Annotated in this window: 11 protein-coding genes; all 11 read left to right on the top strand. The window is 66.8% G+C overall.

Going from position 1 to position 26,416, the window contains the following annotated elements; all coding sequences use genetic code 11:
• The first annotated feature begins 1 nt into the window (after position 1).
• The 11 genes from HWE17_RS11140 to HWE17_RS11190 all read left to right on the top strand — a co-directional run bounded on the left by HWE17_RS11140 (position 2) and on the right by HWE17_RS11190 (position 26,384).
• Entirely contained in the window at positions 2 to 559 is a 558-nt protein-coding gene (locus HWE17_RS11140) for an RNA polymerase sigma factor (RefSeq protein WP_035823145.1), read from the top strand.
• The gene (locus tag HWE17_RS11145) at positions 552 to 1,499 is read left to right on the top strand and encodes a FecR domain-containing protein (protein ID WP_176388805.1); all 948 of its coding nucleotides are present in this window, start codon (positions 552 to 554) and stop codon (positions 1,497 to 1,499) included. The genes HWE17_RS11140 and HWE17_RS11145 overlap by 8 nt, the downstream gene beginning before the upstream one ends.
• A gap of 187 nt (positions 1,500 to 1,686) precedes the next feature.
• Positions 1,687 to 15,321 (top strand): filamentous haemagglutinin family protein, encoded by a 13,635-nt coding sequence (locus tag HWE17_RS11150; protein ID WP_176388806.1) that lies wholly within the window; start codon positions 1,687 to 1,689, stop codon positions 15,319 to 15,321.
• Between the two features lie 141 nt (positions 15,322 to 15,462).
• On the top strand, positions 15,463 to 17,100 hold the full coding sequence (locus HWE17_RS11155) for a ShlB/FhaC/HecB family hemolysin secretion/activation protein (RefSeq protein ID WP_176388807.1): 1,638 nt from the start codon (positions 15,463 to 15,465) through the stop codon (positions 17,098 to 17,100).
• Between the two features lie 56 nt (positions 17,101 to 17,156).
• A complete protein-coding gene (locus tag HWE17_RS11160; RefSeq protein ID WP_099403720.1) occupies positions 17,157 to 18,938 on the top strand; it encodes a DUF2341 domain-containing protein in 1,782 nt (593 codons plus the stop codon).
• A gap of 13 nt (positions 18,939 to 18,951) precedes the next feature.
• On the top strand, positions 18,952 to 19,362 hold the full coding sequence (locus HWE17_RS11165; RefSeq protein ID WP_034753784.1) for a biopolymer transporter ExbD: 411 nt from the start codon (positions 18,952 to 18,954) through the stop codon (positions 19,360 to 19,362).
• A 10-nt stretch (positions 19,363 to 19,372) separates the two neighbouring features.
• Entirely contained in the window at positions 19,373 to 20,089 is a 717-nt protein-coding gene (locus HWE17_RS11170; RefSeq protein ID WP_369681721.1) for a hypothetical protein, read from the top strand.
• A 36-nt stretch (positions 20,090 to 20,125) separates the two neighbouring features.
• The gene (locus tag HWE17_RS11175; RefSeq protein WP_035823134.1) at positions 20,126 to 21,862 is read left to right on the top strand and encodes a putative porin; all 1,737 of its coding nucleotides are present in this window, start codon (positions 20,126 to 20,128) and stop codon (positions 21,860 to 21,862) included.
• Between the two features lie 9 nt (positions 21,863 to 21,871).
• Positions 21,872 to 22,555 carry a hypothetical protein gene (locus tag HWE17_RS11180; RefSeq protein ID WP_176388808.1) on the top strand — a complete coding sequence of 228 codons (684 nt, stop codon included), beginning with the start codon at positions 21,872 to 21,874 and terminating at the stop codon, positions 22,553 to 22,555.
• A 26-nt stretch (positions 22,556 to 22,581) separates the two neighbouring features.
• Positions 22,582 to 23,070 (top strand): YbjN domain-containing protein, encoded by a 489-nt coding sequence (locus HWE17_RS11185; RefSeq protein WP_225243878.1) that lies wholly within the window; start codon positions 22,582 to 22,584, stop codon positions 23,068 to 23,070.
• A 209-nt stretch (positions 23,071 to 23,279) separates the two neighbouring features.
• Positions 23,280 to 26,384 (top strand): DEAD/DEAH box helicase, encoded by a 3,105-nt coding sequence (locus HWE17_RS11190; RefSeq protein ID WP_176388809.1) that lies wholly within the window; start codon positions 23,280 to 23,282, stop codon positions 26,382 to 26,384.
• Positions 26,385 to 26,416 lie beyond the last annotated feature (32 nt).

Consider the following 26,416-nt stretch of genomic DNA (forward strand, 5'->3'; position numbering starts at 1 on the left):
CATGCCGGAACTGCTCAAAACCACCTTGCGCAAGCTGTTCCTGGAACGCTACGGACAGTTTCGCCGCCATCTGCAGCGCCGCCTCGGTTCGGAAGACCTGGCCAATGACGCGCTGCATGAAACGTATCTGCGGGTGGAACGGATGAACGCGCCCGAAGCGATCAGCTACCCGTCCGCCTACCTGATGCGCATCGCCATCAACATTGCGGAAGATCAACGCCGCGACAATGCGCGCCTGCTCAGCCTGCCCGATATCGACGATCTGTACGAGATGGCCGATGAGCTGGCCGACCCGGCGCGCACCTTCAGCGCGCGCGCCGAACTGGAAGAGCTGGAACGGGCCTTGCAGGAATTGCCGAAACGCCGGCGCGCCATCGTCATCGCCGCCCGCGTCGACCAGTTGCCGCACCGCGACATCGCCGAGCGTTTCGGCATTTCCGCCCGCACCGTCGAGAAGGAATTGCGCGCCGGCCTCGAACATTGCTGCGAACGCATGGGACGCGATTTCATCCAGCGCTTCGGTCCCGGCGCGGGAAAAACGTCTAAACATCATGACTGAACAAGCGGAAGACGATATGGGTGTCATCCAGAAGGAAGCGCAGGCGTGGGTCGTGCGCCTGGCCTCGGGCCAGGTCAGCGAGCGCGACGCGCAAGTGTTTCGCCACTGGTGCGCGCGCAGCCGCAAGCATGCCAACGCGTTTGCCGAGGCGCGCGCCGTGTGGGGCGCCATGGCGCCGGCCGCGCGCGCCGTCAAGCGGGCGCAGGCGCCTGTCAACGTGGCGCGGCGCGCCTGGCTCGGCGGCGCCGTGGCCGCCTCGCTGGGTTTACTGGTGCTGCGCCCGCCCACGGATCTGTGGTCGGCCGTGGCCGGTCTTGCCGCCGACTATGCCACCGGCACGGGCGAGCAGCGTGAAGTGGCGCTCGACGGCGGCGTGCTGGTGCAGATGAATACGCAGACGCGCCTCGATGCGGCGCCGCTGCAGGATGGCGCCGCGGCGCTGGTGCTGCTGGCGGGCGAAGCGGAATTCCAGGCTGGCTTGCGCGGCGCGGCGCGGGTGCGCGTGCAGGCGGGCGACGGCACCGTGTCGGCCGGCAGCGCGCGCTTCAATATCCGGTTATTTGGCCAGGAAGTGTGCGTGACGTGCCTGGCGGGGCGCTTGCGCGTGGCGCAGGCCGGCAACGACGCGGAACTGGCGGCGGGCCAGCAACTGCGCTACCGGCCAGAGCATTTCGGCATCGCCCGCGCCGTGGCAAAAAGCGAGGTCAGCGCGTGGCGCCACCGGCTGCTGGTCTTTAAACAAAGCACCCTGGCCGAGGTGGTGGACGAGGTGAACCGCTACCGTCCCGGCAAGCTGATCCTCAATGGCGAGGCCTTGAAACTGACGCGCGTGCAAGCGAGCTTTTCGCTCGACCGCCTCGACGACGTGATCGCCCTGATCCAGGACGCGTATGGCGCGCGCGTGACGCGGCTGCCGGGCGGCATCGTGCTGTTCGGCTGAGCCCCGCCTTGGCGCCCCGAGGTGCTCACCCAATTATGACATTTTCATGACCTTTTGCAGTCCCGGACCTTGTTCCCTGTCAATGCTGCTGGAAGCCGCGAATCAGTGCCTGCCGCCCGCCACCGTGCGTGCCGCGCGCCGCCTCGCGATATCGGTCAGCAACGGAACATGAAAAGGGAATGTCGCCATGCAGCGAAGCAAGTCGGTCACGAAACACGCATCCTCCTCCGCCATGGCGGGCAGTCACCACGGGCGTCCGGTGCGCTTGAAACCGCTGGCGCTGGCCATCGCCATGCTGCTGCAGGCGGGCGGCGCGCAGGCGCAGCAGCCGTTCAGCGGCGCCTGGTTTGCCGGCAAGGGCGCGCAGCAGGGCACGGCCGCCGCCACGGGACGCTTGCCGAATGGCCAGCCGGCCACATCGCTGAACAATCCTTTGCTGCAGCAGCAAAAGGCCGAAGGCAAGCTGCAGCAATCGCTGAACAACCTCTTGCTGGCCGCGCGCGGCATCGCCGCCGAACAGGCAGTGCAGGCGGCCGCGCGCCAGGCGGCGCTGGCCGCTGGCGGTGCGCCCGATGGCCTGGTCAAGGGCGGCTTGCAGGTCGACACTAACAGCCTGACGGCGGGGTGGCTCAACGCCCAGGGCCCGGTGCAGACCCAGGCCGACGGCAAGACCGTCGTGAAGGTGGTGCAGACGGACGACAAGGCGATTTTGAACTGGGAAAGTTTTAACGTCGGCAAGAACACCACCCTGCAGTTCGACCAGAAATCGAACTGGTCCGTCTTGAACCGGGTCAACGATCCGCTGGCGCGCCCCAGCCAGATCCAGGGCCAGATCAAGGCCGACGGCACGGTGATGATCGTCAACCGCAATGGCATCGTGTTTACGGGTAGCAGCCAGGTCGATACGCGCAACCTGGCGGCGGCCGCCATGGGCATGAGCGACAGCCAGTTCAAGAGCGGCCTGTACGGCAAGGCGCAGGGCGCGGGCGCCGTGCCGACCTTCGCGAATGATTTATTGCTGGGCCAGAATACCTTTACGCATGGCAAGGCCGAAGCGGATGTCGTCGTCGCCGCCGGCGCGCGCATCGACACGCGCAAGCCGCAAACGGTGACGGAAGGCGGCGGCTATGTGCTGCTGGCCGGCCGCAGCGTCGACAATGCGGGCGCCATCACCACGCCGAATGGCCAGACCACGCTGGCCGCCGGCGACGCCATCGTCGTGCGCCCGGGCCAGGGCACGGACAAGAACCAGTATTCGAGCACGCGCGGCAATGAAGTCGAGATGCTGCGCACGGCCGGCAGCGGCGCCGGCGCCGTCGTCAACCGCGGCTTGATCCAGTCGGCCGGCGGCGACATCACGCTGAGCGGCAACACGCTGCGCCAGGACGGCATGCTGCTGTCGAGTACCTCCGTCAACGGACGCGGCGCCATCCACCTGTCGGCGGTGGGCGAGGACGCCAAGGTCACCATGGGACGCGGCAGCGTCAGCGCCATTTTTATCGACGACAACGGCGCCACGGCGCTCGACGTGCAGCGCGATACCTTGCTGAAAGATACGGGCAAGGGCACGGACACGCCGCTGGACCGGCGCGACCAGTCGCTGGTGCGCATCGTTTCGGCCGGCAACGTGGAATTCGAAGGCGATTCGCTGACCCTGGCCACGGGTGGCCAGGTGCTGGTCGACGCGGCCCGCCGCAGTCACGTGGCGCGCGACGCCGCCATCGACGTCTCCGGCGCCGTCGGCGTGAAGGTCGACATGAGCAGTAACAATGTGCTGATCAATGTGCAGGGTAACGAACAGCGCGACGCGCCGGGCAGCCGCGACGCGAAATACCTGAACAACAGCGACGTGTGGGTCGACCGCCGCGACCTGGTGCTGGTGCCGGCCGGCACCAATGGCTACGCCACGGACCGCTGGTACACGGCCGGCGGCCTGCTGGAAGTGAGCGGCTACCTCAATACCAGCGGCCACGGCATCGGCGAATGGGCGGCCCAGGGCGGCACCGTCGGCTTTGGCGGCGGCGAAGTGGTGACGCAGGCCGGTTCGCGCATCAACATCGCCGGCGGCTCGCTGGACGTGCAGACGGGCATGGTCAAGCAGACGTGGCTGAAGGGCGCCGATGGCGCGATGTACAAGCTCAGCACTGCACCCGGCGACAATCTGTACACGGGCTTGTACCGCGGCTATGAAAGCACGCATGCGCGCTGGGGCGCGAACACGACGGAGACGTACGCGAATGCCTTGATCGGCCGGCGCGAACGCCTGGAAAACGGCTACACGGTGGGCCGCGACGCGGGCCGCCTGATCGTGTCCACGGGCGCGGCCGTGCTGGAAGGCGATATCGACACGTCCGTGTTCCAGGGCGAGCGCCAGCAGCGCAAGCGCGATGACGGCATGGATAGCTACAAGCAGGCGCAGACGTCGGCCGCGCGCGCCGGTCAATTGATCGTCGGCAAAATGACGCCCGTCTTCGATACGAAGGCGGGCCAGCTGCGCGACAGCCCGCAAGCCGTGCTGGAAAACGTCGAGATCGGCAAGGTGGCGCCCGTCGCCGATGGCCAGCTGCTCAGTGAAGCCTTGCCAGCCGCGCGCAGCAAGACCCTGCAGCTCGATGCGGACTGGCTCAATGGCCTGGAACTGGGCGCCCTGAATATCTACGCCTACGACAAGCTCGACGTCAACGCGGACGTGCGCGTGGCCGATGGCGGCGACGTCGCCCTGCACGCCACCGACGTGGCCATCAAGGCGAACGTCAGCGCGCGCGGCGGCAGCATCGCCGCCGGTGACATCGTCTCGCGCTACCTGGCGAATGCGGGCGCGGTATGGGCCGAAGGCAAGCTGGTGCCGGACAACCGTCCCACGGGAACGGCCGGCGTGCGCGTGGCGCCCGGCGTGCGTCTCGATGCGCGCGGCCTGTGGAGCAACCTGGAACTTGATCCGGGCGCGGTCGCCGGCTTGCCATATGTGAATGGCGGCAAGGTCACCTTGAAAAGCTCGGGCGGCGTCGAGCTGACCGGCGGCAGCGTCATCGACGTCTCGTCGGGCGCGGCCTTGATGAGCAATGGCAGCTTGCAGGGCGGACGCGGCGGCGACATCACCCTGGCGGTCGATCTGCCGACGGAGAAAGCGCCGACGGGCGCCATGCTCAAGCTCGACGGCGAGTTGCGCGGCCATGGCGTGAAAGGCGGCGGACGCCTGGTGATTGACAGCGGCGCGGCCGTCAGCATCGGCGGCAAGCTGCAGGGTGGCGACGTGTTGCCAGGTGGCAGCAGCGCCCCCATCGGCCTGCGCCTGGCCGATGAATTCCTGATCGCCAAGGGCGAGAAGATCCCCTTCGATTTTGCACTGAGTACCAGCCTGATCAAGCCGGGACAGGCCTTGAGCAAACCCGTGACGGTGGACGTGTCGGCGCAGAAACCGCTGGTGCTGGGAGCCGACCTGCTGGTGCCGCCGGGCGCCTATGTCACCACCGCCAGCGGCGCGTCTGTCTACCAGGGTTCCATTGCGCCCGCCGGCAGCGTGCTGACTGCCATCAATAGCCTGCCTGCCGGCTTCGTGGTCTCGGCGGCGGTCTTTCCAAACGGCTTGCCGATCCAGCCGGTGATGACGCAGTATGCGGCCGGCAGCGTCGCCGCCGACGACTTGCGCGCGCCGCGCGGCATGCTGCTGCCGGCCGGCACGGTGCTGGGGCGCGACGTGACCGTCCAGCCTATGCTGGCGCTGGACGCCAGCCTGTTCCAGAGCGGTTTTGCCGACTACGCCATCACGGGCCGCGATGGCGTCGTGGTGGTCAAGGATGCGCATGTCGATGTGAAGATGCCCGTGCTGCGCTTCAATCCCGCCACGGGCCACACGGTGGCGAGTGGCACGGATCCGGCTGCCGCGCTGGAACTGTGGACGCCGGAGCTGTACCAGGAAGATGCGCGCAAGGCCCGTCTGACGCAGCGCGCCGGCGCCGACCTGTCGCTGACGGCCGGCAGCCCGCACGTGAAAGGGGATCTGGCGGTGGCGCAAGGCGCCGTCGTCACGGTCGATCCGGGCCGCCAGATCAGCCTGACGGGCAATGCGCAGATCACCATCGACGGCCGCCTCGACGCCTGGGGTGGCAAGATCGCCGTCCTGCACGGCACGTTTGGCACGGGCAATGATGTGGATGTACCGAACGGCAAGGGACAAGCCACGTCGATCTGGATCGGCGACAGGGCCGTGCTCGACGTCGCCGGCCGCGCCACGGTCGCCACCGACATGCGCGGCGACCGCTATGGCCGTGCCGACAAGGGCGGCAGCATCGAGATCGGCGCCCGCTACAAGGCCGACGCGGCCAGCGTCGACGCGGCCGATGCCTTTGTCGTCGTGCGCCCAGGTGCGCTGCTCGACGCCAGCGGCGCGCAAGCCACGCTGGACTTGCCGAACCAGGGCGCCGTCAACGTGGCCGGCAACGGCGGTTTGATTGCGCTCAGTTCGTATAACGGCATCTTTGCCGATGGCACCCTGCGCGCCGTGGCCGGTGGCGCCGGTGCGGCCGGCGGCACCCTGGCGCTGGCGCTGGACACGCCCAATTATGGCAAGGTCAACCGCTACGACTTGCAAGGCGACAACGTGGACAACGCGGTGCGCGTGCCGCGCGAACTGCAACTGGCGCAGGTGCAGGGCGACAGCGCCTTGCCCGAGGACTTGCGCGCCGGCCAGCAGGATGCGGCGCTGCGCTACGGCAGCGCGCGCCTGGGCGCCGACCGCGTGCAGGCGGGCGGTTTCGACAACCTGGCCCTGCATGTGAACGGCATGCTCAGTTTTGACGGCGACGTCAAGCTGTCGCTGGGCCAGAGCCTGCGCCTGAGCGCCACCTCGCTGGGGCTGGCGCAGCAGCCTTTGCCTGATGGCCAGGACAAGGCGGGCAGCCTTGCCAGCCAGGTGCACCTGGCGGCGCCGTACGTGCGCCTGGGTACGGCCGTGCGTGCGCAGAAGGACGATTACATCGTGCCCAATGCCGTGAAAGGTTCGAAGAACCTGGGCAAGGGACGCGGCATCCTGGGCGTGCCGCTGGTGGCCGAGGATTCCCTGCTGCAGATCGATGCGGGCATGCTCGATATCGCGGGCGAGGTCAACATGGGTACGCGCGGCACCATCGCGCAGAGCAGCGGCGCCGACCTGGTGGTCGAGCGCGATGCCTTCGAGCAGCTGACCCTGAACAGCCGCGGCGACATGCGCCTGTCGAACAGCGCCGCCCTGTACCAGCCCGGCAATGCCACGCTGGTGGCCGCGCAAATCTACCCGGCCACGGGCGACAGCGGCATGGTCACGGTGGGCCAGCAGAGCGGCATCGACGAATACGGCAACCTCCGCGTCACGCTCGATCCGCTGCGCACGCTCAATATCGGGCGCAGCGGCGACGGCGCCACGCCAAACCAGCCGTTCTCCGTGTTCGGCACCCTGAGCCTGGTTGCGCCCACCATCAACCAGCATGGCGTGCTGCGCGCGCCGCTGGGCCAGATCAACCTGGGCGCCGAAGGCTTTGAAGCCAATACGGGCCGCGTCAACCTGTTGCCTGGCAGCCTGACCTCGGTCAGCGCGAAAGGCTTGACGATGCCGTACGGCGGCACGCTCGATGGCTTGAGCTACCTGTATGACGGCAACGATGTCGTCTTCAAGGGCGTGGGCAACGGCCCCGAGATCGCCTTGACGGGCGCCGCCATCGACGTGCAGGCCGGCGCCGTGCTCGACATGTCGGGCGGCGGCACCTTGACGGGCGCGGCCTTTCTGGCCGGACGCGGCGGGTCCACCGACGCGCGCCTCAATCCGCTGGTGCAGATGAAGCCGAACGGCGGCTTTACCTTGCCCGGCCTGAATACCAATCCCGTGTACGCCATCATTCCCGGGGTACAGCCTGACGTGGCGCCTTTGATGGCGGAGCAGGGCGCGGGCCAGCCCGCCGTGGGACGCCAGATCACCATCGCGGCGGGCGTGCCTGGCCTGGCGGCCGGCACCTACACCCTGCTGCCGTCGAATTTCGCCCTGCTGCCCGGTGCTTTCCGCGTGGAACTGAATGGCCTGGCCGGCGCCGTCGAGACGGGCGGCACGATCGCCATGCGCAACGGTTCGTTTGCCACGGCGGCGCAGACGGGCGTGGCGGGCACGGCGATCCGCGACGTGGTGGCGCAACAAGCGATCCTGACGCCGGCCGACGTGCTGCGCAGCTATTCGCAATACAATGAAACGGGCTATGCCGCCTTTGCCGTGGCGCAAGCCACGCGCGACGGCGTGCCGCGCGCCGCGCTGGAGCGCGATGCCAAGGGCGTGCGGGTGCAGCTGATCGCCCCATCCGTGCACAGCGTCAAGGATAACCACACGCCGTTGATGATGGATGGCAGCGCCCTGTATGCACCGGCCGAGGGCGGCTTCGGCGGCTCCCTGTTGCTGGGCACGGGCAACCATGCGTCGACGCGCTACGAAGTGCTGGCCGACGGCACGGCGCCGCTGGCCGATTTCGATGGCGTGTCCGTGCATGCGTCGCAGATCAATGCCTTCGGCGCTCAGCGCGTGGGCATCGGCGGCTTGCCGCGCGTGAACTACAGCGATTTTGGCACGGGCAGCAACCAGCACGCCAATATCGCCGCCATCAACGAATCGGCGGGCGGCATCGTGCTGCGCGACGGCGCCATGCTGAAGGCGGCCGAAGTGTTTCTGGTGACGGCGAGAAAAGACGGCGGCATCATCCTGGAGCAGGGCTCCGGCATCAATACGCTGGGCCGCGGCAAGGCCGCCTGGGATTCGCGCGATGGCTATGTATACGAGCCCATGGGCAGCGTGCTGGCCGTCTCGAACGGCTGGCTGGACATGCTGCCGGCCGCGCCGCCGTCGTCCGAATCGTATGGCCCCGGCATCATCGATATCGGCGCCTGCACGAAAGTTGGCGGCGCCTGCGGCGGCAGCACCTCGCTGTATTCCGAGGGCACCATCGCGGCCGTGACGGAGCGCGCGTTTACCCTGCGCGACAACGTGCGCTACGGCACGCGCAACCTGGTGCTGGGCATGGGCTCCATCAATGTCGGCAGCGAGGCGTCGCTGGCGGACGCCAGCGCCCGCGGCGCCTTGCCCGACGGCCTGGCACTGAACCAGGGCGTGCTCGACCGCCTGCTGCGCGGCGACACCAGCACGGGCGCACCGGCGCTGGAAAGCCTGGGTTTGACGGCGCGCAATTCCTTCAACTTCTATGATTCGTCGCAACTGTCGACCATCGATGCGGCCACGGGCAAGTCCTCGCTGTCGCGCCTGGTGCTCAATACGCCGGCCATCTACGGCTATGGCGGCACGGACGCGCTGGCGCGCATCCACACGGACACCCTCGTGTGGCAGGGCGCGACGAATGCGCCCGGCGCCGTGGTCGCCAATGGTCCCGGCACGGGCAGCGGCCGTTTGCAGGTCGACGCCAGGCGCATCGAGTTCGGCTTCACGCCGGACAGCCGTGCCGACACCATCCATAACCTCGACCGTTTGATGCTGGGCTTCGGCCAGGTGGCGCTCAATGCCAGCGAACAGCTGACGGCCAACAACAAGGGCAGCCTGTCCGTCTACCAGTCGCAAAGCGCGTGGGATACGGCCACCAATGGCTACCGTTACAGCGGCGGCGATTTGCTGATCAGCACGCCGCTGTTGACGGGAGCGGCCGGTTCCGTCAACCGCATCACGGCGGGCGGCAACCTCAAGGTGAGCGCACCGGCAGGCGCGGCCGCCACCACGCCGACGAGTGCGGCGCTGGCCGGCGCCCTGGGCGCGGAAGTGGCGCTCAGCGGCAACAGCGTCAGCGTCGATACCTCGGTGGTTCTGCCAAGCGGAAAGCTGACCCTGTCGGCCGAGCGTGATGTATTGCTGGGCGACAAGGCCAAGCTGGACCTGGCGGGCCGCAAGATCGATTTCTACGACACGAGCAAGTACAGCTGGGGCGGCGACGTGATCCTCGACAGCCGCGCAGGCGATGTGCGCCAGGCGGCCGCTTCCTTGATCGACGTGTCGGCCGTGAACAACCGCGCCGGCAAGCTGAGCGTGGTCGCCACGGGCGACGCGGCAGGCATGGCCGACTTGCGCGGCAGCCTGCTGGGCGGCGCCAGCGGTCATTATGACGCGGGCGGTACCCAGGTAGCCTACGCGGCCGGCGGCGTGGAGGTGCGCGCCCAACAGATCGGCGACTTCGCCGGCCTGAACCAGCGCCTGAACACGGGCAAGGTGTTCGGCAGCCGCAGCTTCCAGCTCAAGCAGGGCAATCTGACCATCGGCGACGAGCTCAAGGCACGCGAAGTGAGCGTCTCCGTCGACGGCGGCAGCTTGACGGTGAGCGGCCGCATCGACGCCAGCGGCGAGCAGGTGGGCAGCATCCGCCTGGCCGGCCGCGACGGTGTCACCATCCAGTCCGGCGCCGTGCTCGATGCGCACGGCACGGTGCTGCGCACGGACAGCTATGGCCAGGTGATCGAGGCGCCGAACCGCGCCGTGATCGAACTGGCCGCGCCAGGCGGCCGCCTGACCCTGGAAAACGGCGCGCGCTTCGACCTGCGCAGCGGAGACAAGGGTGGCAACTACGGCAGCATCGACCTGAACGCGCGCCGCCTGGGCGGCGCCACAGGCGACGACATCGACATCGACGCGGCCGGCGCGCTGAACATCGCCGGCGCGCGCACCATCAACGTCAATGCCTTCTGGCAATACAAGGATGCCCCGGCTGGCACGGGCAAGGATGCGGACGGCCGCAGCTACCAGAGCATCAACCAGGCCTATCTGGACGAGAAACACGCGGACAGCCAGGCCTTCATGGCCCACGCGCTGGCCAACGGCAACTTGATGGACAACAAGCTGCGCGGCTTGCGCGGCGACGCCAATGCTTTCCATGTGCGCCCCGGCGTCGAGATCGTCAGCGCCACGCCGGGCGGCGACCTGCATATCGATGGCGACATCGACCTGTCCGGCCACCGCTACGACGGCGTCAACCCGCTGGCGCGCCTGAGCGGCGTGTACGGCTCGGGCGAGGCCGGTGCGCTGGTGCTGCGCGCTGGCGGCAAGCTCAGCGTCTTTGGCAGCATCACCGATGGTTTCGATACCAGCGCCCTGCCAGTCACGGTCGATGACAAGGGCTGGCAGCTGGTGAAAGGCCGGCTGCCGTGGGGCGGCGAGGTTGTCGTGCCGCAAGCGGGCTTGGTGACTCTGGCGGAGGACACGTATTTCAAATCGGGCACGAGCGTCAATTTCGCCGTGCCGATGAAAGCCATGGAGTTGCGCAGTGGCACCTTGCTGGCGGCGCGCGCCACCTTGACGGCGGAGTTGAACCTGCCTGCAGGCAGCGTGCTGGGCGGCGCCGTGCGCAATGCCGACGGCAGCGTGCTGTACGCGGCCGGCACGGTCTTGTCAAAGGCGCTGACCTTGTCGAGCGGGATGCAGCTCGATGCCGGCCTGCGCCTGCCTGGCGCGGCCAGGGTGGCGGCCATGCTGTGGCCGGCGAACGTGGCCCTGCCTTTCCCGGAAGGCAGGCCGTGGGATGTGGCCGATGCCACGAATGCCGTCAATGGCGTGGTGCTGGCCTCGGCGCTGGCGCTGGACAAGGGCAGCGTGCTGCCCGCCGGCACCGTGGTCAGGCTGCCGGGCGACGTCACCATGGTGTCGCTGCGCAGCGCGGATGGCAGCGGCAGCCAGGGCCGCAACCTGGCGCTGGCGCCCATGCTGGCCCAGGGTTCGCACGCGTGGTCGCTGCGCCTGGTGGGCGGCGCCGATACGGCGGCGGCCGACACGCGCGCGTTGAAGCCGCATGCGAAGGGCGCGCATCTGATGCTGGCCGATGCGCATTACGGCATGGGCAAGGTGACTTCCATCAAGCCGGGCACGGGTTTGCCGGCCAAATATATCTACAGCGATGCGGCTATCGCCGAGGGCTACGGACCGGGCGACGTCAATGTCGAAGACTTTGGCGGCGAGGAAATCATGCTGGAGTACTTTGCGCACTTTGTGATCAAGGTGGCGGAGGGCACGCCGCCCGTTGAGGTGATCAGCGTGGAGCCGGCGCGCCAGCCCCTGTTCAGCGTGCTGCGCACGGGCACGGGCGACCTCGATTTGCTTGCCGCGGGCGACTTCGACATGCGTTCGCTGTATGGCGTCTACACGGCGGGCACGCAGTCGGCCTCGCCGCTGGTGGGCGGCAAGGACCTGTTCAATCTGCCGCGCGCGCGGACCGTCAAGGGCCAGCTGCTGGGGACGGACGGCGATGCTTTCATCCCGTTCGTCGACGGCGGCAGCCAGAGCCTGTACCGCGCCTGGTATCCCGAGCATGGCGGCAACCTGCTGCTGCGCGCCCAGGGCAACGTCAAGGGCGATACGCTGGCCGCTTCCATCAGCCGGCGCGAAGACGCCATCGGCTGGCTGCGTCCACAGCAGGACACCAGCGACATCGGCACCTGGCTGTGGCGCCAGGGCAGCGGCAGCACCGGTGGCGGCGTGCCGACGGCATGGTGGATCAACTTCGGTACCTATATTCCGGGCACCGAAGGGCCGGACCTGTATTCGGGCATGCCTTTCCTGTCGGGCTTTACGGGCATCGGTACCCTCGGTGGCGGCAATCTGCTGCTGCAGGCGGGCGGCGACGCCGGCATGCTGGCCTCGCGCGCCGATCCGGGCGGCGAGTTCGCGCCGCGCAGCCAGGGCCTGAACGTGGCCGTGGGCAGCACGGGCAGGGTGACGCCGGACGGCAAGCTGCTGCTGACGGGCGGCGGCGATCTCGATATCCGCATCGGCGGCGGGCTGAACCCCGTGGCCGAGGTGCGCAGCTTCGACAGCAATAGCGACCGGCCGAACCCGAACACGCGTTTCGAACGCCAGGTGCCTGGCCTGAACAGCACGCTTACCAACCTGCGCGGCGCGCTGCGCCTGGAGGCGGGCGCCGTGGGCGGCATCGAATTGCGCTTCGACCGCGCCGATCCGAAGGAATCGCGGCCGTATGAAACCTACACGGCGGGCACGGCGATCGCCAGCGGCGGGCCTATCCTGGTGCCGGGCGACAGCGGCGTGCGCATCGATGCGCGCGGCGATGTGGTGCTGGGCGGCGTGGCCGATGCGGGCCGCGTGAAGCAACTGGGCTATGGTTCGCCGTTCAGCTACCAGGGCGTGGAGCGCACCGGCGAAGGCTGGAGCTGGTTCTCGCTGTGGACGCCGGCCACGGCCATCGACCTGTTCAGCGCGGGCGGCAACCTGACGCCCACCTCGTCCTGGATCAATGCGACGGCCGGCGACAACTACGCGCCGTCGGACGGGCGTTTCGTCATGCCGTCCGTGCTGCGCGCCGTGGCCGCCAGCGGCAGTTTGTACTACGGCAATGCCAGCCTGGGCCGGCTGGGTGATGGCGGCAAGGTCGACATGCCGCAAAACGGCGTGATCCTGGCGCCGTCACCGGTGGCGCCGCAGTTTGTCAGGACGGGCGCGGGCCAGCTGGAAATGCTGGCCGCCGACTCCATCCATGCGGCCGGCTATCCGATCACGCAATCGGGCGCCGATCCGCGACTCTTGCCGAACCCGTTCAATCCCGGTTTCGTCGGCGCCCTGGAACCGGTGTGGTTTGGCCACTTGCCGCTGCATAACGTCAGCCAGGAGGCGCTGGCGCCTTCAGCGCTGAAATTGCTGGGGGCGACCAGCAACGGCGCCAGCGGTGCGGAGCAGACTTATCCGCTGTTTAGCATGACCCCGCCGACGGTCTCCGATTATGTGCCGGTGGGCCAGGTGCCCGCGCACTTCTATGCCAACAGCGGCGACATCGTGGGCTTGCGCACGGGCGGCATCGTGTACCGGGGAACACTGAAGGGTGAAACGGGCCCGCTGGGCGTATGGTACGAAGGCGGTGGCGCCGTGGCCGTGCGCGCCGGGCGCGACATCGTCAATTCCGGCACGCCGCTCGGCAGTGTCGAAGGCGTGCCGGCTGGCGCGGCGGGATGGACCGGCCAGCCCTTTGCCAACAGTCCCGAGCTGCCGGAAAAGCCGGTCGTCTTCGCCAGCTCGTCGGCGCGCGGCAACCTCTTCGTGCACCGCCATGCCGATGACGTTTCCGTCGTCAGTGCCGGCCGCGATATCCGCTACAGCACTTTCTATGTGGCGGGGCCGGGCCAGCTGAACGTGAGCGCCGGGCGCGACCTGTACATGGCCGACAAGGCGGAATTGCGCAGCCTCGGTTCGATCATCGGCAGCGGTATCGGCGAACGCGGCAATGGCGCCGGCATCAGCGTGGCCGCCGGCGTGGGCCGCAACGGTCCCGACTATGCGGCCTTCGCGGCGCGCTACCTGGACCCGTCCAAGCTGGCCGATCCGGCCAAGCCGCTGGCCGACCAGGCCGGCAGCGCCGTGTATGTCTACGGCGGCAAGCTGACCCTGGCCGACTGGCTGCGCGGCCAGTTCGCCTACAGCGGCGACGAGGCGGGCGCGTCCGCCTTCCTCGGCACGAAGCAGGCGGAACTGGAAAAGGCCGGCCAGCAGAGGGGCGCCGTGCGGCGCGACTTGGCGCGCGAATACGCGCAGGTCAGCCAGCTGCACCTGGTGAACTGGCTGACGACGCGCTTTGGCGGCGACAGCGGCCTGGGCATCCGCTACGACCCGGCCACCGATGCGCGCAGCTTCTTTGCCGCCTTGCCGAAGGAGCAGCAGCAGGTTTACCTGAGCAATGTCTACTTTGCCGAACTGAAGGCGGCCGGGCGCGAGTACAACGATCCGGACGGCATGCGCCGCGGCAGCTATCTGCGCGGCCGGGAAGCGATCGCCACCCTGTTCCCATCGCAGGACAAGGCGGGCCAGAAGATCGAGTACCAGGGCGACCTGACGATGTTCAGCAGCGCGCTGTACACGGTCAACGGATACGGCGGCGTGTACACCAAGCGTCCCGTCGCGGGCGTGCGCTACCTGAGTCCGCAGGAATGGGCCGAGGCGGGCCGTCCCGACTACAACGTGCCTTACGTGACCGTCAACGACGCGGGCATTCACACGGATGCCGGCGGCGACATCGGCATCACGGTGCCGGGCGGGCGCGCGCTGATCGGCGTCGATGGCGGCTATGCGCCGGGCGAAGGCTCGGGCGTGCTGACACAGGGACAGGGCGAGATCCAGATGTATGCGAAAGACAGCATCCTGCTGGGCCAGAGCCGCATCTTTACTACCTTCGGCGGCAACATCCTGGCCTGGTCGGCCACGGGCGACATCAACGCGGGCCGCGGCACCAAGTCCACCGTTGTCTACACGCCGCAGCGCCGCGCGTACGACAGCATCGGCCTGGTCAGCCTGTCGCCGAGCACGCCGGCCACGGGCGCCGGCATCGCCACCCTGAACCCGATCCCGGAGGTGCCGCCCGGCGACATCGACCTGATCGCCCCGCTGGGCAGCATCGACGCGGGCGAGGCGGGCATCCGCGTCTCGGGCAACGTCAACCTGGCGGCCTTGCAGGTGATCAATGCGGAAAACGTCCAGGTGCAGGGCAAGTCGGCGGGCCTGCCCGTGGTCGCCACCGTGAACGTGGGCGCATTGAGCAACGCCAGCGCGGCCGCCACGCAAGCCGTGACGGCGGCGCAGGACGTGCTGCAGCGCGAACGGGCCGCCACGCGCCAGGCGCAACCGTCGCTGTTCACGGTGAAGGTGCTGGGCTTTGGCAACGAGCAGGCGGACGAGGGCGGTGTTGGCAAGCACCAGGGCGGCGAACCGCAGGCGTCCAGCTATCAGCCGGCCGGCGTGGTGCAGGTGCTGGGCGCGGGGCCGTTGACGGCGCCGCAGCTGCAGGCGCTCACGCCGAACGAGCGGCGCGGCCTGCAACCGTGAGTTTTATGAACATTTGATGACATTCGGCAGTCGCCGCGCGCGGCGGCTGTCTAGGCATCAGTAGATCAGCATTAGCAACAAAAAAACGCCGGCCCAGCGCCGCAACACAGGGCAACCGTTTGATTTTAAGGTGAATGGAAGATGCGTGAGATGAAAAAACAGGGCAAGGGGGCGGCACCCGCGGCACCCGCGACCGCCTTGACGATGCTGTGCCTGGCCATGCTGGCGCTGCCCGGCATGGCGGGCGCGCAGGACGCGGTGCCGGCAGCCGCTCCCGTGGCCGCGCCGGAACGGCAGGTGACGATCGAGGAATACCTGGTGCGCGGCAATACCGTGCTTGATGCGCGCGCCATCGAAGAGGCGGTCACGCCCTTCCTGGGACCGGGCCGCACCCTGAAGGACGTGGAAGGGGCGCGCGACGCCCTCGTTGCGGCATATCAAGCCCGCGGCTACCAGTCCGTCTACGTGGACTTGCCGGAGCAGCAGGTGGAGCAGGGCGTGGTGGTGCTGCAGGTGAGCGAAACGAAGGTGGGACGCTTGCGCGTGGTCGGTGCGCAATACAACTCGCCGCTCGACGTGCGCCAGCAAGTGCCGGCCCTGACGGAGGGCAAGGTGCCCGACTTTACCCAGGCGCAAGTGGAGCTGACGGCCCTGAACCGTGGTCCCAAGCGCCAGGTGATGCCGCTGGTCAAGCAGGGCAGCCTGCCCGGCACCATGGACGTGGACTTGAAAGTCGAGGACAGCAGCCCGTGGCGCGCCAGTGTCGGCTTGAACAATGATTACAGCGCCGATACCAAGAAACTGCGCAGCAGCGTCTCGGTCGGCCACGACAATCTGTGGCAGATGGGGCATAGCGCCACCATCAGCTTTTTCGGCACGCCGGGCGACCTGAACCAGACCAAGGTGTGGTCCGCCTCGTACGTGGCGCCCATCGGCACGCAGGGCTGGAGCCTGGAAGCGACGGGCTACCAGTCGAACAGCAACGTGGCCAGCACGGGCGGCACCAGCGTGCTGGGCAAGGGCCACGCGCTGGGCATGAAAGTCAACTACACGGTGCCCAACAGCGGCATCTGGTGGCACAGCTTTAGCGCCGGCATCGATTTCAAGGATAACCAGGAAGCGCTGCAGCTGAATGGCGCCGGCTCGAGCATCCCCCTCAAGTACGTGCCGCTCAGCGTGGCCTACAACGGCTTTGCGCAGACGGATGCGGCGACCTACGGCCTGGGCCTGTCGCTGGTGGCCGGTACGCGCGCCGCGTTCGGCTATGGCAGCAACAGCGCCGCCTACGACAACAAGCGCTACAAGGCTACACCCAGCTTCCTCGTGCTGAAGGGCGACGCCAACGCCACGTATACCCTGGGCAGCGGCGCACAGCTGCATGGCCGCATGTCGGGCCAGCTGGCCGATGCGGCGCTCGTGTCGGGCGAGCAGATGGCCGCCGGCGGCGCCAATTCCGTGCGCGGCTACCTGTCGGCCGAAGCGACGGGCGACTACGGCATCTCGGGCACGGTCGAATGGCGCACGCCCCAGCTGACGTATTTCAGCCGCCTGGAAAACTGGCGTTTGTTTGCCTTTGCCGATGGCGCGCGCCTGCGCCTGCGCGACCCGCTGCCGGAGCAGAAAGATCTGTTCGGCCTGGCCTCGGTGGGCGTGGGCAGCAGCTTCCAGTTCCTGCGCTACCTGAATGGCCGCATCGATTTTGCTTACCCGCTGCGCGATGGCCCGCGCACGCACAAACACGTGCGCCGCATCAATTTCAACCTGTCGGCCAGCTACTGACGGGCCAGCTCACCAGCACTGCACTTTTTTAGACTTTTCTTCGGAGAATCACTGTCATGCAACGTTTTCTTTTTTTGCTCACGATCCTGGGCACGCTCGTTCCCGGCCTGGCGCATGCCTGGTGGCAGCCCGACTGGGCTTACCGCAAACCCGTCACCGTCGACGCCGGTCCGAAGGCGGGCGCCGTGGGCGGCGATCCCGGCCGCATTCCCGTGCTGCTGCGCTTGCATTCGGGTAATTTCAACTTTGAAGGCGTCAGCGACAACGGCGCCGACCTGCGCTTCGTGGCGGGCGACGATAAAACGGTGCTGAACCACCAGATCGAACAGTTCAACCCGCTGCTGGGCATCGCCCTGATCTGGGTCGACGTGCCGGCCCTGACGGCGGGCACGCCGCAGCAGCTGTGGATGTATTACGGCAATCCGAAGGCGCCCGCTTCCGGCAATGGCCAGCGCACTTTCGACCCCGATTACAGCCTGGTGTACCACTTCACCGAGCCTGGCGTGCCTTCGCGCGACAGCACTGCCTACGGCAACCATGCCCAGACGGCCGTGCCGGCGCTCGACGGTTCCGTCATCGGCGCCGGCGCCCGCCTGGGTACCGCACCGCTGATGCTGCCTGCCTCGCCTTCGCTGGCGCTGGCCGCCGGCGCGCCGTTCACCTTTTCCGCCTGGGTACGTCCCGACAACCTGGGCCCGCAGCAAGTGCTGTATGCGCGCCGCGATGGCGCCAGTGAATTGCTGATCGGCGTAGACCAGGGCGTGCCTTTCGTGCAGGTCAATGGCCAGCGCAGCAAGCCGGGCCAACCGATCCAGGCCGCGCAATGGTCGCACCTGGCCGTCAAGGCCGACAAGAACAACGTGGCCCTGTACGTGGGCGGCCGTCCAGCCGTGTCGCTGGCCACCGCGCTGCCAGCCTTCACCACCGCCGCTTCGGTGGGCGCCGATGCGCCGCCGGTCGCTGCCGGTACCTCCACGCTGAACAACTTCACGGGCGCCATCGACGAGCTGCGCCTGTCGCGCACGGCCCGCGCCGACGCCCTGCTGCTGGCTGACGCCGTTTCGCAAGGTTCCGAATCGCGCCTGGCCGTATTTGGCGCCGATGAACAGCAAGCGGGCAAAAGCCATTTCGGCTTCATCATCGCCGCCATGCCGCTCGACGCGTGGATCGTCGTCGGCGTGCTGGGCCTGATGATGGTCTTGTCGTGGATCATCATGATCGGCAAGGGCCGCAGCTATGGCGCCATCTCGCGCGCCAATGCGCAATTCATGCAGTCCTTCCACGAAGCGGCCGGCGCGCCGCTCGACCATCTGGCGCGCAACGGCAAGCTGAGCGCTTCCGTGAAGACGGATTCCTCGCTGTGGCGTTTGTATGACGTGGCCATCGACGAGATGCGCCGCCGCCATGACCGCGGCTACGACCTGAATGCCGTCTCGAACGCGACCATCGGCGCCATCCGCGCCGCCATGGATGGCGTGATGGTGCGCGAAAGCGAGCGCATGTCGAAACGCATGATCTGGCTCTCGACCACCATCGAAGGCGCACCGTACGTCGGCCTGTTCGGCACCGTGATCGGCATCATGCTGGTGTTCGTCGTGGCGGCCATGGCCGGCGCTGTGGACATCAACTCGGTGGCGCCGGGCATGGCGGCGGCGCTGCTGTGTACGGCTGCCGGCCTGGGCGTGGCGATTCCCGCGCTGTTCGGCTACAACTGGCTGTCCTCGCGTTCGGACGCCATCGTTGCCGATATGGCCGTCTTCGTCGACGAATTCGCCACGCGCCTGGCTGAAGAGCAGGGCGACGGACGCCAGATGCGTCCCGTGCTGCAACAGGCGTGAGGGGCGCATAACCATGGCCACCTCCGCCAAGTTTACCCCCCGCAAGCGTAGCGGCGGCATCAACATCACGCCCTTCGTCGACGTGCTGCTGGTGGTGCTGGTGATTTTTATTCTGACCAGCAACGCCAGCATTCCCGGCATCAAGGTCGACCTGCCCAAGGCCAGTTCGGCCATGGCGCTGGAAAAACCGAAGACCAAGGCCATCACCATCGACAACGCGGGCCAGGTCTTCCTCGACGCCTATCCCGTCACCTTGCCCGAGCTGGAAGAGCGCTTGCGCACGGAAAAGGCGCTGACGCCCGACTTCCCCGTGATCGTGCGTGGCGATGCCGCTGTGCAATACGCGAAAGTGGTCGAAGTGCTGGACTTGCTGCGCCGCATAGACCTGAACCAGGTGGGTCTGGTGACCGGCAAGCCGGCATGAGGAGCGCAAGGTGAAGCGTGACGACATGATGAAGATGGCCGCCCCGGAATCATCGGGCGCGGCGCAGTGGTGGCGCCGCTGGGGCGGCGTGGCCGGCGGCGTGCTGCTGGCCGGCGCGCTGGCCGCGCTGGTCTGGTATTTGCTGTCGGACACGGCGGCCACCAAGCGCGAAGTGGCGGCCCCGCCCATGCTGATGCTGCCCCCTCCGCCGCCACCGCCGCCGGAACCGGAAAAACTGCCGGAACCGACGCCGGACAAGGTGGTGCCGGAAGTGTCGGAGCCGGAACCGACGCCGGCCGACAAGCCCATGGATGACGCGCCGGAAAGCCCGTCGCCGGACAAGGGCGACCCCGTCACCATCGACGGCGCGGCGCAGGCCGGCAGCGACGCCTTCGGCATCCAGGCAGGGCGCGGCGGCGGCATGACGGGTGGCGGCGGTGGCGGCGGCCTCGGCGCGGGATCGTATGGCCGCTATGTGGCCAACGCGCTGCAACTGGCCTTTGCCCGCGACCCGCGCACGCGCCAGCTGGCGTTTGCCGACATCCGCGTCGACCTGTGGCTCGATGCGGAAGGCCGGACGTTGAAGGTCCACCTGGTGCAAGGCACGGGCAATGCGCAGACGGACGAGCAAGTGCTGGCCATGGTGCGCGATTTCCGCGCCGATGAGCGGCCACCGGCGTCCCTGCGTTTCCCGGCCCGCGTTTCCATTAAAGGTCGGCGCCCGTAAGCGCATGAACCAATTCCTCATTTACCGAAAGAAGCGATGAATTCCTTATTTTCTCCCTCACAGCACCTGCGCCGCCTTCCGCTGGCGCTGGCTGCCCTGGCCCTGAGCGTGGCGGCAGGCGCGGTACAAGCGCAGACGGCACCGGCCGACAGCACCATGGTCAAACTGATCCGCGGCCTGATCCAGAGCGGCGCCCTGAACAAGGATGCCGGCGAGGCGCTGCTGGCGCAGGCGCAGAGCGAAGCACTGGCGCAAGCGCAGGCCCGTCCGGCCGCCGCGCCGGCCGCCCTGGCGCAGGTGCAGCCGGGCGACGTGCGCGTGCCGTATATTTCGCAAACCGTGCGCGAACAGATCCGCGACGAGATCAAGGGCCAGGTCATGGCCGAAGCAAAAGCGGGCGGCTGGGCGGCGCCGAATGAAACGCCGGCCTGGACCAAGCGCATCCGCCTGGAAGGCGACGTGCGCGCGCGCTACGAATCGCGCTACTACGACATGGCCAACAGCAATATCGAGATCGACTGGCGCTCGCTCAACAGCGGCAGCGGCTACGACGTCAATTCGAACACCAACCTGGCCCTGCCGGCGTTGCTCAACACGCGCGAAGACCGCAAGCATTTGCTGCGCGCGCGCGCCCGCCTGGGCATCCTGGCCGACATTTCCGACACCACGCAAGCAGGCATACGCCTGGCCAGCGGCAATGACGACAGCCCCGTGTCCACCACGCAAACCCTCGGTGGCGGTCTGGGCAAGAAAAACATCTGGCTGGACCAGGCCTGGCTGTCGTATCAGCCCGCTTCCTGGCTGAAACTGACGGCGGGCCGCTTCGATAACCCGTTCGTGTCCGGCGACGAACTGTTCTCCAGCGAACTCAATTTCGACGGCATCGCCGCCAAGGTGCAGCAACCGCTCGGCGACAGCAAGGACGTCACCGTTTTCGGTACCCTGGGCCTGATTCCGCTCGAGTATTCGTCCGACAATGCGCCTAGCCGCAGCCAGGCAAAAATGTCCAGCGAAAACAAGTGGCTGCTCGGTGCGCAAGTGGGCGCCTCGTGGAAAATCAATAGCGACCATCAATTGCGCGGCGCCTTGGCCTACTACAACTTCCGCAACATCAGCGGCGAGTATTCGCAGCCGTGCGCGCTGTACGCGGGCGCCGATGGCTGCAACACGGACTGGTCGCGTCCATCGAGCATGCAAAAAGGCAATAGCTTGATGTTATTGCGCAATATCGCCCTGAACCCGCTGGACCCGGCCAATACGCCGCAGCCGCAATTCGTGGGCCTGGCCTCGAAATTCCGCCTGGCCAACCTGAATGCGCGCTGGGATAGCAAGGTGGCGGGCGGCACGGACTTGCGCATCGAAGGCGATTATGTGCGCAACATGGCGTATGACAAGAACGCCATGTGGGCGCGCGCCAAGGGCGGCATCATGAACAACTTCGGCGGCACGGGCGGCGTCTCGCAAGCCGATTTCAAGAGCGGCGGCAATGCCTACATGCTGCAGGCAACCCTGGGCAAGGCCAGCCCGGCCGCGCGCGGCGACTGGAACGTTTTACTGGGCTACAAGCGCATCGAACCGGACGCCTTGCCTGACGCCTACAACGATTCCACCTTCCACCTGGGCGGCACGAATGCGCGCGGCTACTACCTGGGCGGCGCGTATGCGCTCGACAAGAACACGTGGCTGAACGGCCGCTGGACGTCGAGCCGCGAAGTGTTCGGTTCGGCGCTGTCGATCGACACCTTGCAAATCGAATTGAACGCGCGTTTCTAAGGAGCCACGATGTTGATATCCAAGAAAATGCGCCTGCCTTTGCTGCTGCTGAGCTTGCTGGCCGCCGGCATGGCCCAGGCGCAGAAGGGGCAAAGCATGGAAGAGCGCTTGCGGGCCGAGTTGCGCAACGTGACGGCGCAACTGCAGCAGACGCGCGGCGAGCTGGAATTGCTCAAAGCCAAGGGCGTACCTGTCGCCAAGGCGGCGCCCGCTGCCGCCGCGCCCGCCAGCGACGGCTTGAAAAAGGAGCTGGCGCGCAGCCAGTCGCAGCTGGCGCAGGAGCGCGCGCAGCGGGAAAAACTGGCAGCCGAGCAACAGCGCGGCGCCGCCGCCGCGCAAGAGGCAACGGCCAGCCTGGCGCAGTACCGCCAGGCCAGCGAACGGCTGGCCGCCACGGGCAAGCAGCTGGAAGCGGAGCGTGCGCGCCTCGACGGCGAAGTGACGTCCCAGCGGGGCGCCCTGGCGCGCTGCGAAAGCAAGAATGCCCAGCTGTATGCGGCCGGGCAGGACATTCTGCAAGCGTATGAAGGGCTCGACGTGCTGGACGTGATGAAGGCGCGCCAGCCGTTCGCCGCGCAAAGCCGGGTAAAACTCGAGCAAATCGCGCAGCAGTACGGCGATCAGCTGTACCAGGGCCGCTTTAATGCGCGTCAAACAGAAACACCGGTCGCGTCCACGCCGGCCCCCCAATAATTTTTTTTGAAATGAATGGAATGACGATGGAAAATACCAACAATTTGCTGAGCACCCTGAACGCGGAACAAACGGCCGACGCCATCAAGGCGGCCGGCTGCGCCGTGACCAGCATCGAACACGACGGCGTCGTGCGTCTGCACAGCGCCAGCCATGGCATCGGCTTCCAAGTGCTGTGGGGCAATGAAGCAGCGCCTGGCCAGTACGCGGATCTGACCCTGAGCTGCCCGCTGCGCGTGCAGGGCGGCGACTTGCCGGCCGGCTTGCTGGCCGAATGGCACCGCAGCAAGCGTTTTGCCCGCGTGGCCCAGCATGGCGATTTCGTCGTGCTGGAAATGGATGTGCTGGTCGCCGGTGGCGTCAGCCGCGAGTACCTGAATATCAATCTGCAACTGTGGACGCAGATGATGGGCCAGTTCTTCTTGTTTTTGCGCAACTTTACGCCAGCCGATACGAGCACCGCACCGGTAGTCGAAGCCGCCAGCGTGGCGGAAGAAGAAACTGTGCCTGCCTGATAAGCGGGCCAATGGCGGTGAAAAAAGGCCCATGACGGGCCATTTTTGCCGTCTGCGGGTCCCAAGTGTCGCATTAAATACTTATTTTTTAGGCATCGCGCATTAAAACTGCTCAAAGAGCGTGTGTGAATCAAGCCAGCAACGGCCGTATGGCGGATAATATTGCCTGTTGCCGATTTGGATACGACCTTTACACAAATATGCGCCCCATGGATTTTACCCGCGACGAAACCAGTGAAACCCCAGTTGCCCCGGCCAGCGCGCCGGGAGCGCCTTTGCCGTATGCCGTCGCCACCTGGCTGCAGCGGGTGGAGGCTGCCGCCCATCCGAAAGCCGTGCTGACGATTGCCGAGCCGGACCCCAAACTCAACGCGCATCGATTGATCTACGTGCTGGCGCCCACCAGCGGTGGCCGCCATGTGGCCCTGTGCCTGTACAAGGCGCGGCTGCGCCCGAATGGCGACGTGGCGGCGGCGTCCCCCATCAGCGAAATCTTTTCGCTGCTGTCGGCGCCCCCCACATTCCTGACACCGGCCGACGAAGACCTCGTGCGTTTCTTCGTGGCCATGCGCAGCGGACAGAATTCGCAGACGGGCAGCGCCACGGAGCCGAAGGGCAAGGTGGGCGCGGCCCTGCTGAAAATGCTGGCCGAGCAAGATAAACTGTTGTGGGCCAATTCCTGGGCCGACGTCGGCAATGGCCTCGTGTACCCGTTGAAGGAAGGTCCCGTGCGTCCCGCCCGCCTGTTCTGGCGCGACGAAGGCAAGACCATGCGCCTGGGCTGGCAAGTGGACCCGCCGGAAGGCGCGAAGCACCATGGCGCCGACCAGATCGACTACATGCTGCCCACCGATCCGCCGTGGTACATCGACAATCTGTCGTGCGGCGTGCTGGAACTGAACCAGGGCGGCTCCGATATTTCCCTGGCCGATTTGCAGGCGCTGGTGGCGCAGGCGCCGCCGCTCAATGCGAACGACAAGGTGCGCGTGTCGCAACTGCTGCTGGCGCAGGGGTTGCAGCATTTGATGCCGCTGCCGCAGCCGTTGCCGCAGCGCTTGCGCAAGGACGTGCCGGCGCAACCGGTCTTGCTGCTCGATAGCGCCATGCTGGCCGATGGCAGCGCGCAGCGCTGGAGCGACTTCGCCGTGCTGTCCTACGACTACGATGGCGAGCGCGTCGCGTTCGACCCGTCGCAGCGCGTGGTGCGGCAAGTGGGCGAGGTGACGGAAATCATCCAGAGAAACACGGTCGACGAAGCGCGCGCGCTGGCCACCCTGGCCGAGCTGCAGTTCAAGAAGCCGGGTTCGGCTCCCTTGAGCGGCTTGAAGGGCGCCTTGCAACTGCCGTCCCAGGCGGAATGGCTGCGTTTTGCCGAATCCGGCATCGACGCCTTGCTGGAGCAGGGCTGGATCGTGGAAAAAACGGCCAAGTACCGCTACGACGTGAGCGACGTGGGCGACTGGTACGCGGACATCGACGACCAGGACCCGGACAGCGGCAACGCCTGGTTCGAGCTGGAACTGGGCATCGTCGTCAATCACGAAAGAGTGCCGCTGCTGCCCGTGCTGGTGCAGCTGATCCGCAACGCGCCCAACGATTTCAACCCGAAAGTCATCGACGCGCATGCCGACGATGACCAGATGCTGGCGACCTTGCCGGACGGCACGCGCGTGGCCCTGCCGTGGGGCCGTGTGCGCCCCATCCTGAACACGCTGGGGGAACTGTATTTCAGCGACAAGATCAAACATGCGGTGCGCATGTCGACCCTGGACGCGGCGCGCCTGGAAGAGCTGGCGCGCGGCCTGGAGATGCAGTGGACGGGCGGCGAGCAGTTGCGCGCCATGGGCCGCAAGCTGAGCCAGTTCGGCTCCGTGCAAAAAGTGGCGGCCCCAGCCGGCTTGCAGGCGACCTTGCGCGATTACCAGGCCGATGGCCTGGCGTGGATGCAATTCCTGCGCGACCATGACCTGGCGGGCATCCTGGCCGATGACATGGGCTTAGGTAAAACCGTGCAGACCCTGGCGCATATCCTGGTGGAAAAGGAAGCGGGCCGTTTGACGCATCCGGCGCTGGTGATCGCACCGACGAGTTTGATGGGCAACTGGCAGGACGAGGCGGCCAAATTTGCGCCCAGCCTGAAAGTATTGCTGTTGCAAGGCAAGGACCGCGCCCAGCAATTCGACCAGATCGATCAATGCGACCTGGTGCTGACGACCTACGCTCTGTTGCCGCGCGACGAGGAAACTTTGCGCGAGCACGATTTCCACCTGGTTATCCTCGACGAATCGCATTACATCAAGAATACGCGCAGCAAGGCGGCGCAAAGCGCGGGCCTGCTGCGCGCGCGCCACCGCCTGTGTTTGTCCGGCACGCCGCTGGAAAACCATCTGGGCGAGCTGTGGTCGCAATTCCACTTCCTGCTGCCGGGCTTGCTGGGCGACGAGAAGACGTTTAATACCCAGTTCCGTCATCCGATCGAGCGCCAGGACGACCCGCTGCGCCGCATGCTGCTGAACCGCCGCATCAAGCCCTTCCTGCTGCGCCGCACGAAGGACAATGTGGCCAAAGAGCTCCCGCCGAAGACGGAAATGGTGCGCAAGGTGGAATTGACGGGGCCGCAGCGCGACCTGTATGAAACCGTGCGTCTGGCGATGGATCAAAAAGTACGCGAAGAAATCGACAAGAAGGGCGTGGCGCGCAGCCAGATCGTCATCCTCGAAGCGTTGCTGAAACTGCGGCAAGTGTGTTGCGACCCCCGCCTGGTGAAATCCTTGCCGGCGAAGAAGCAGTCGGCCGGTTCGGCCAAGCTGCTCGACCTGATGCAGATGGTGGAAGACTTGCTCGACGAAGGGCGCAAAATCCTCGTCTTCTCGCAATTTACCAGCATGCTGGAATTGATCGAGGAAGAACTCGAGTCGCGCGACATTCCCTACGCCTTGCTGACGGGCGAAACGAAAGACCGGGGCGCGCAAGTGGCGGCCTTCCAGCAGGGCGCCGTGCCGATTTTCCTGATCAGCCTGAAAGCGGGCGGCGTCGGCTTGAACCTGACGGCGGCCGACACGGTGATCCACTACGACCCGTGGTGGAATCCGGCGGCGGAAAACCAGGCCACGGACCGTGCCTGGCGCATCGGCCAGGACAAGCCCGTGTTCGTCTACAAATTGATCGCGAAGGGCACGCTGGAAGAAAAAATCCAGCTGCTGCAGCAAAAGAAATCGGAGCTGGCGCAATCGATCCTGGCCGAAGGCGAATCGCAGAAGATGGCCCTCACGCAGGAAGACTTGCAGCAGATTTTCGCCCCACTGGAAGATTAACGCCGCCGCACGCTTATACTTGGCGCTTCTTT

It is taken from the genome of Janthinobacterium sp. BJB401, assembly GCF_013372745.1.
GTDB classification, from domain to species: domain Bacteria; phylum Pseudomonadota; class Gammaproteobacteria; order Burkholderiales; family Burkholderiaceae_D; genus Janthinobacterium; species Janthinobacterium rivuli.

Coding starts and splice junctions, on each gene's coding strand:
- HWE17_RS11150 (WP_176388806.1), top strand. CDS start 1,687: ATGCAGCGAAGCAAGTCGGTCACGAAACACGCATCCTCCTCCGCCATG.
- HWE17_RS11145 (WP_176388805.1), top strand. CDS start 552: ATGACTGAACAAGCGGAAGACGATATGGGTGTCATCCAGAAGGAAGCG.
- HWE17_RS11140 (WP_035823145.1), top strand. CDS start 2: ATGCCGGAACTGCTCAAAACCACCTTGCGCAAGCTGTTCCTGGAACGC.
- HWE17_RS11175 (WP_035823134.1), top strand. CDS start 20,126: ATGAATTCCTTATTTTCTCCCTCACAGCACCTGCGCCGCCTTCCGCTG.
- HWE17_RS11190 (WP_176388809.1), top strand. CDS start 23,280: ATGGATTTTACCCGCGACGAAACCAGTGAAACCCCAGTTGCCCCGGCC.
- HWE17_RS11180 (WP_176388808.1), top strand. CDS start 21,872: ATGTTGATATCCAAGAAAATGCGCCTGCCTTTGCTGCTGCTGAGCTTG.
- HWE17_RS11160 (WP_099403720.1), top strand. CDS start 17,157: ATGCAACGTTTTCTTTTTTTGCTCACGATCCTGGGCACGCTCGTTCCC.
- HWE17_RS11155 (WP_176388807.1), top strand. CDS start 15,463: ATGCGTGAGATGAAAAAACAGGGCAAGGGGGCGGCACCCGCGGCACCC.
- HWE17_RS11185 (WP_225243878.1), top strand. CDS start 22,582: ATGGAAAATACCAACAATTTGCTGAGCACCCTGAACGCGGAACAAACG.
- HWE17_RS11165 (WP_034753784.1), top strand. CDS start 18,952: ATGGCCACCTCCGCCAAGTTTACCCCCCGCAAGCGTAGCGGCGGCATC.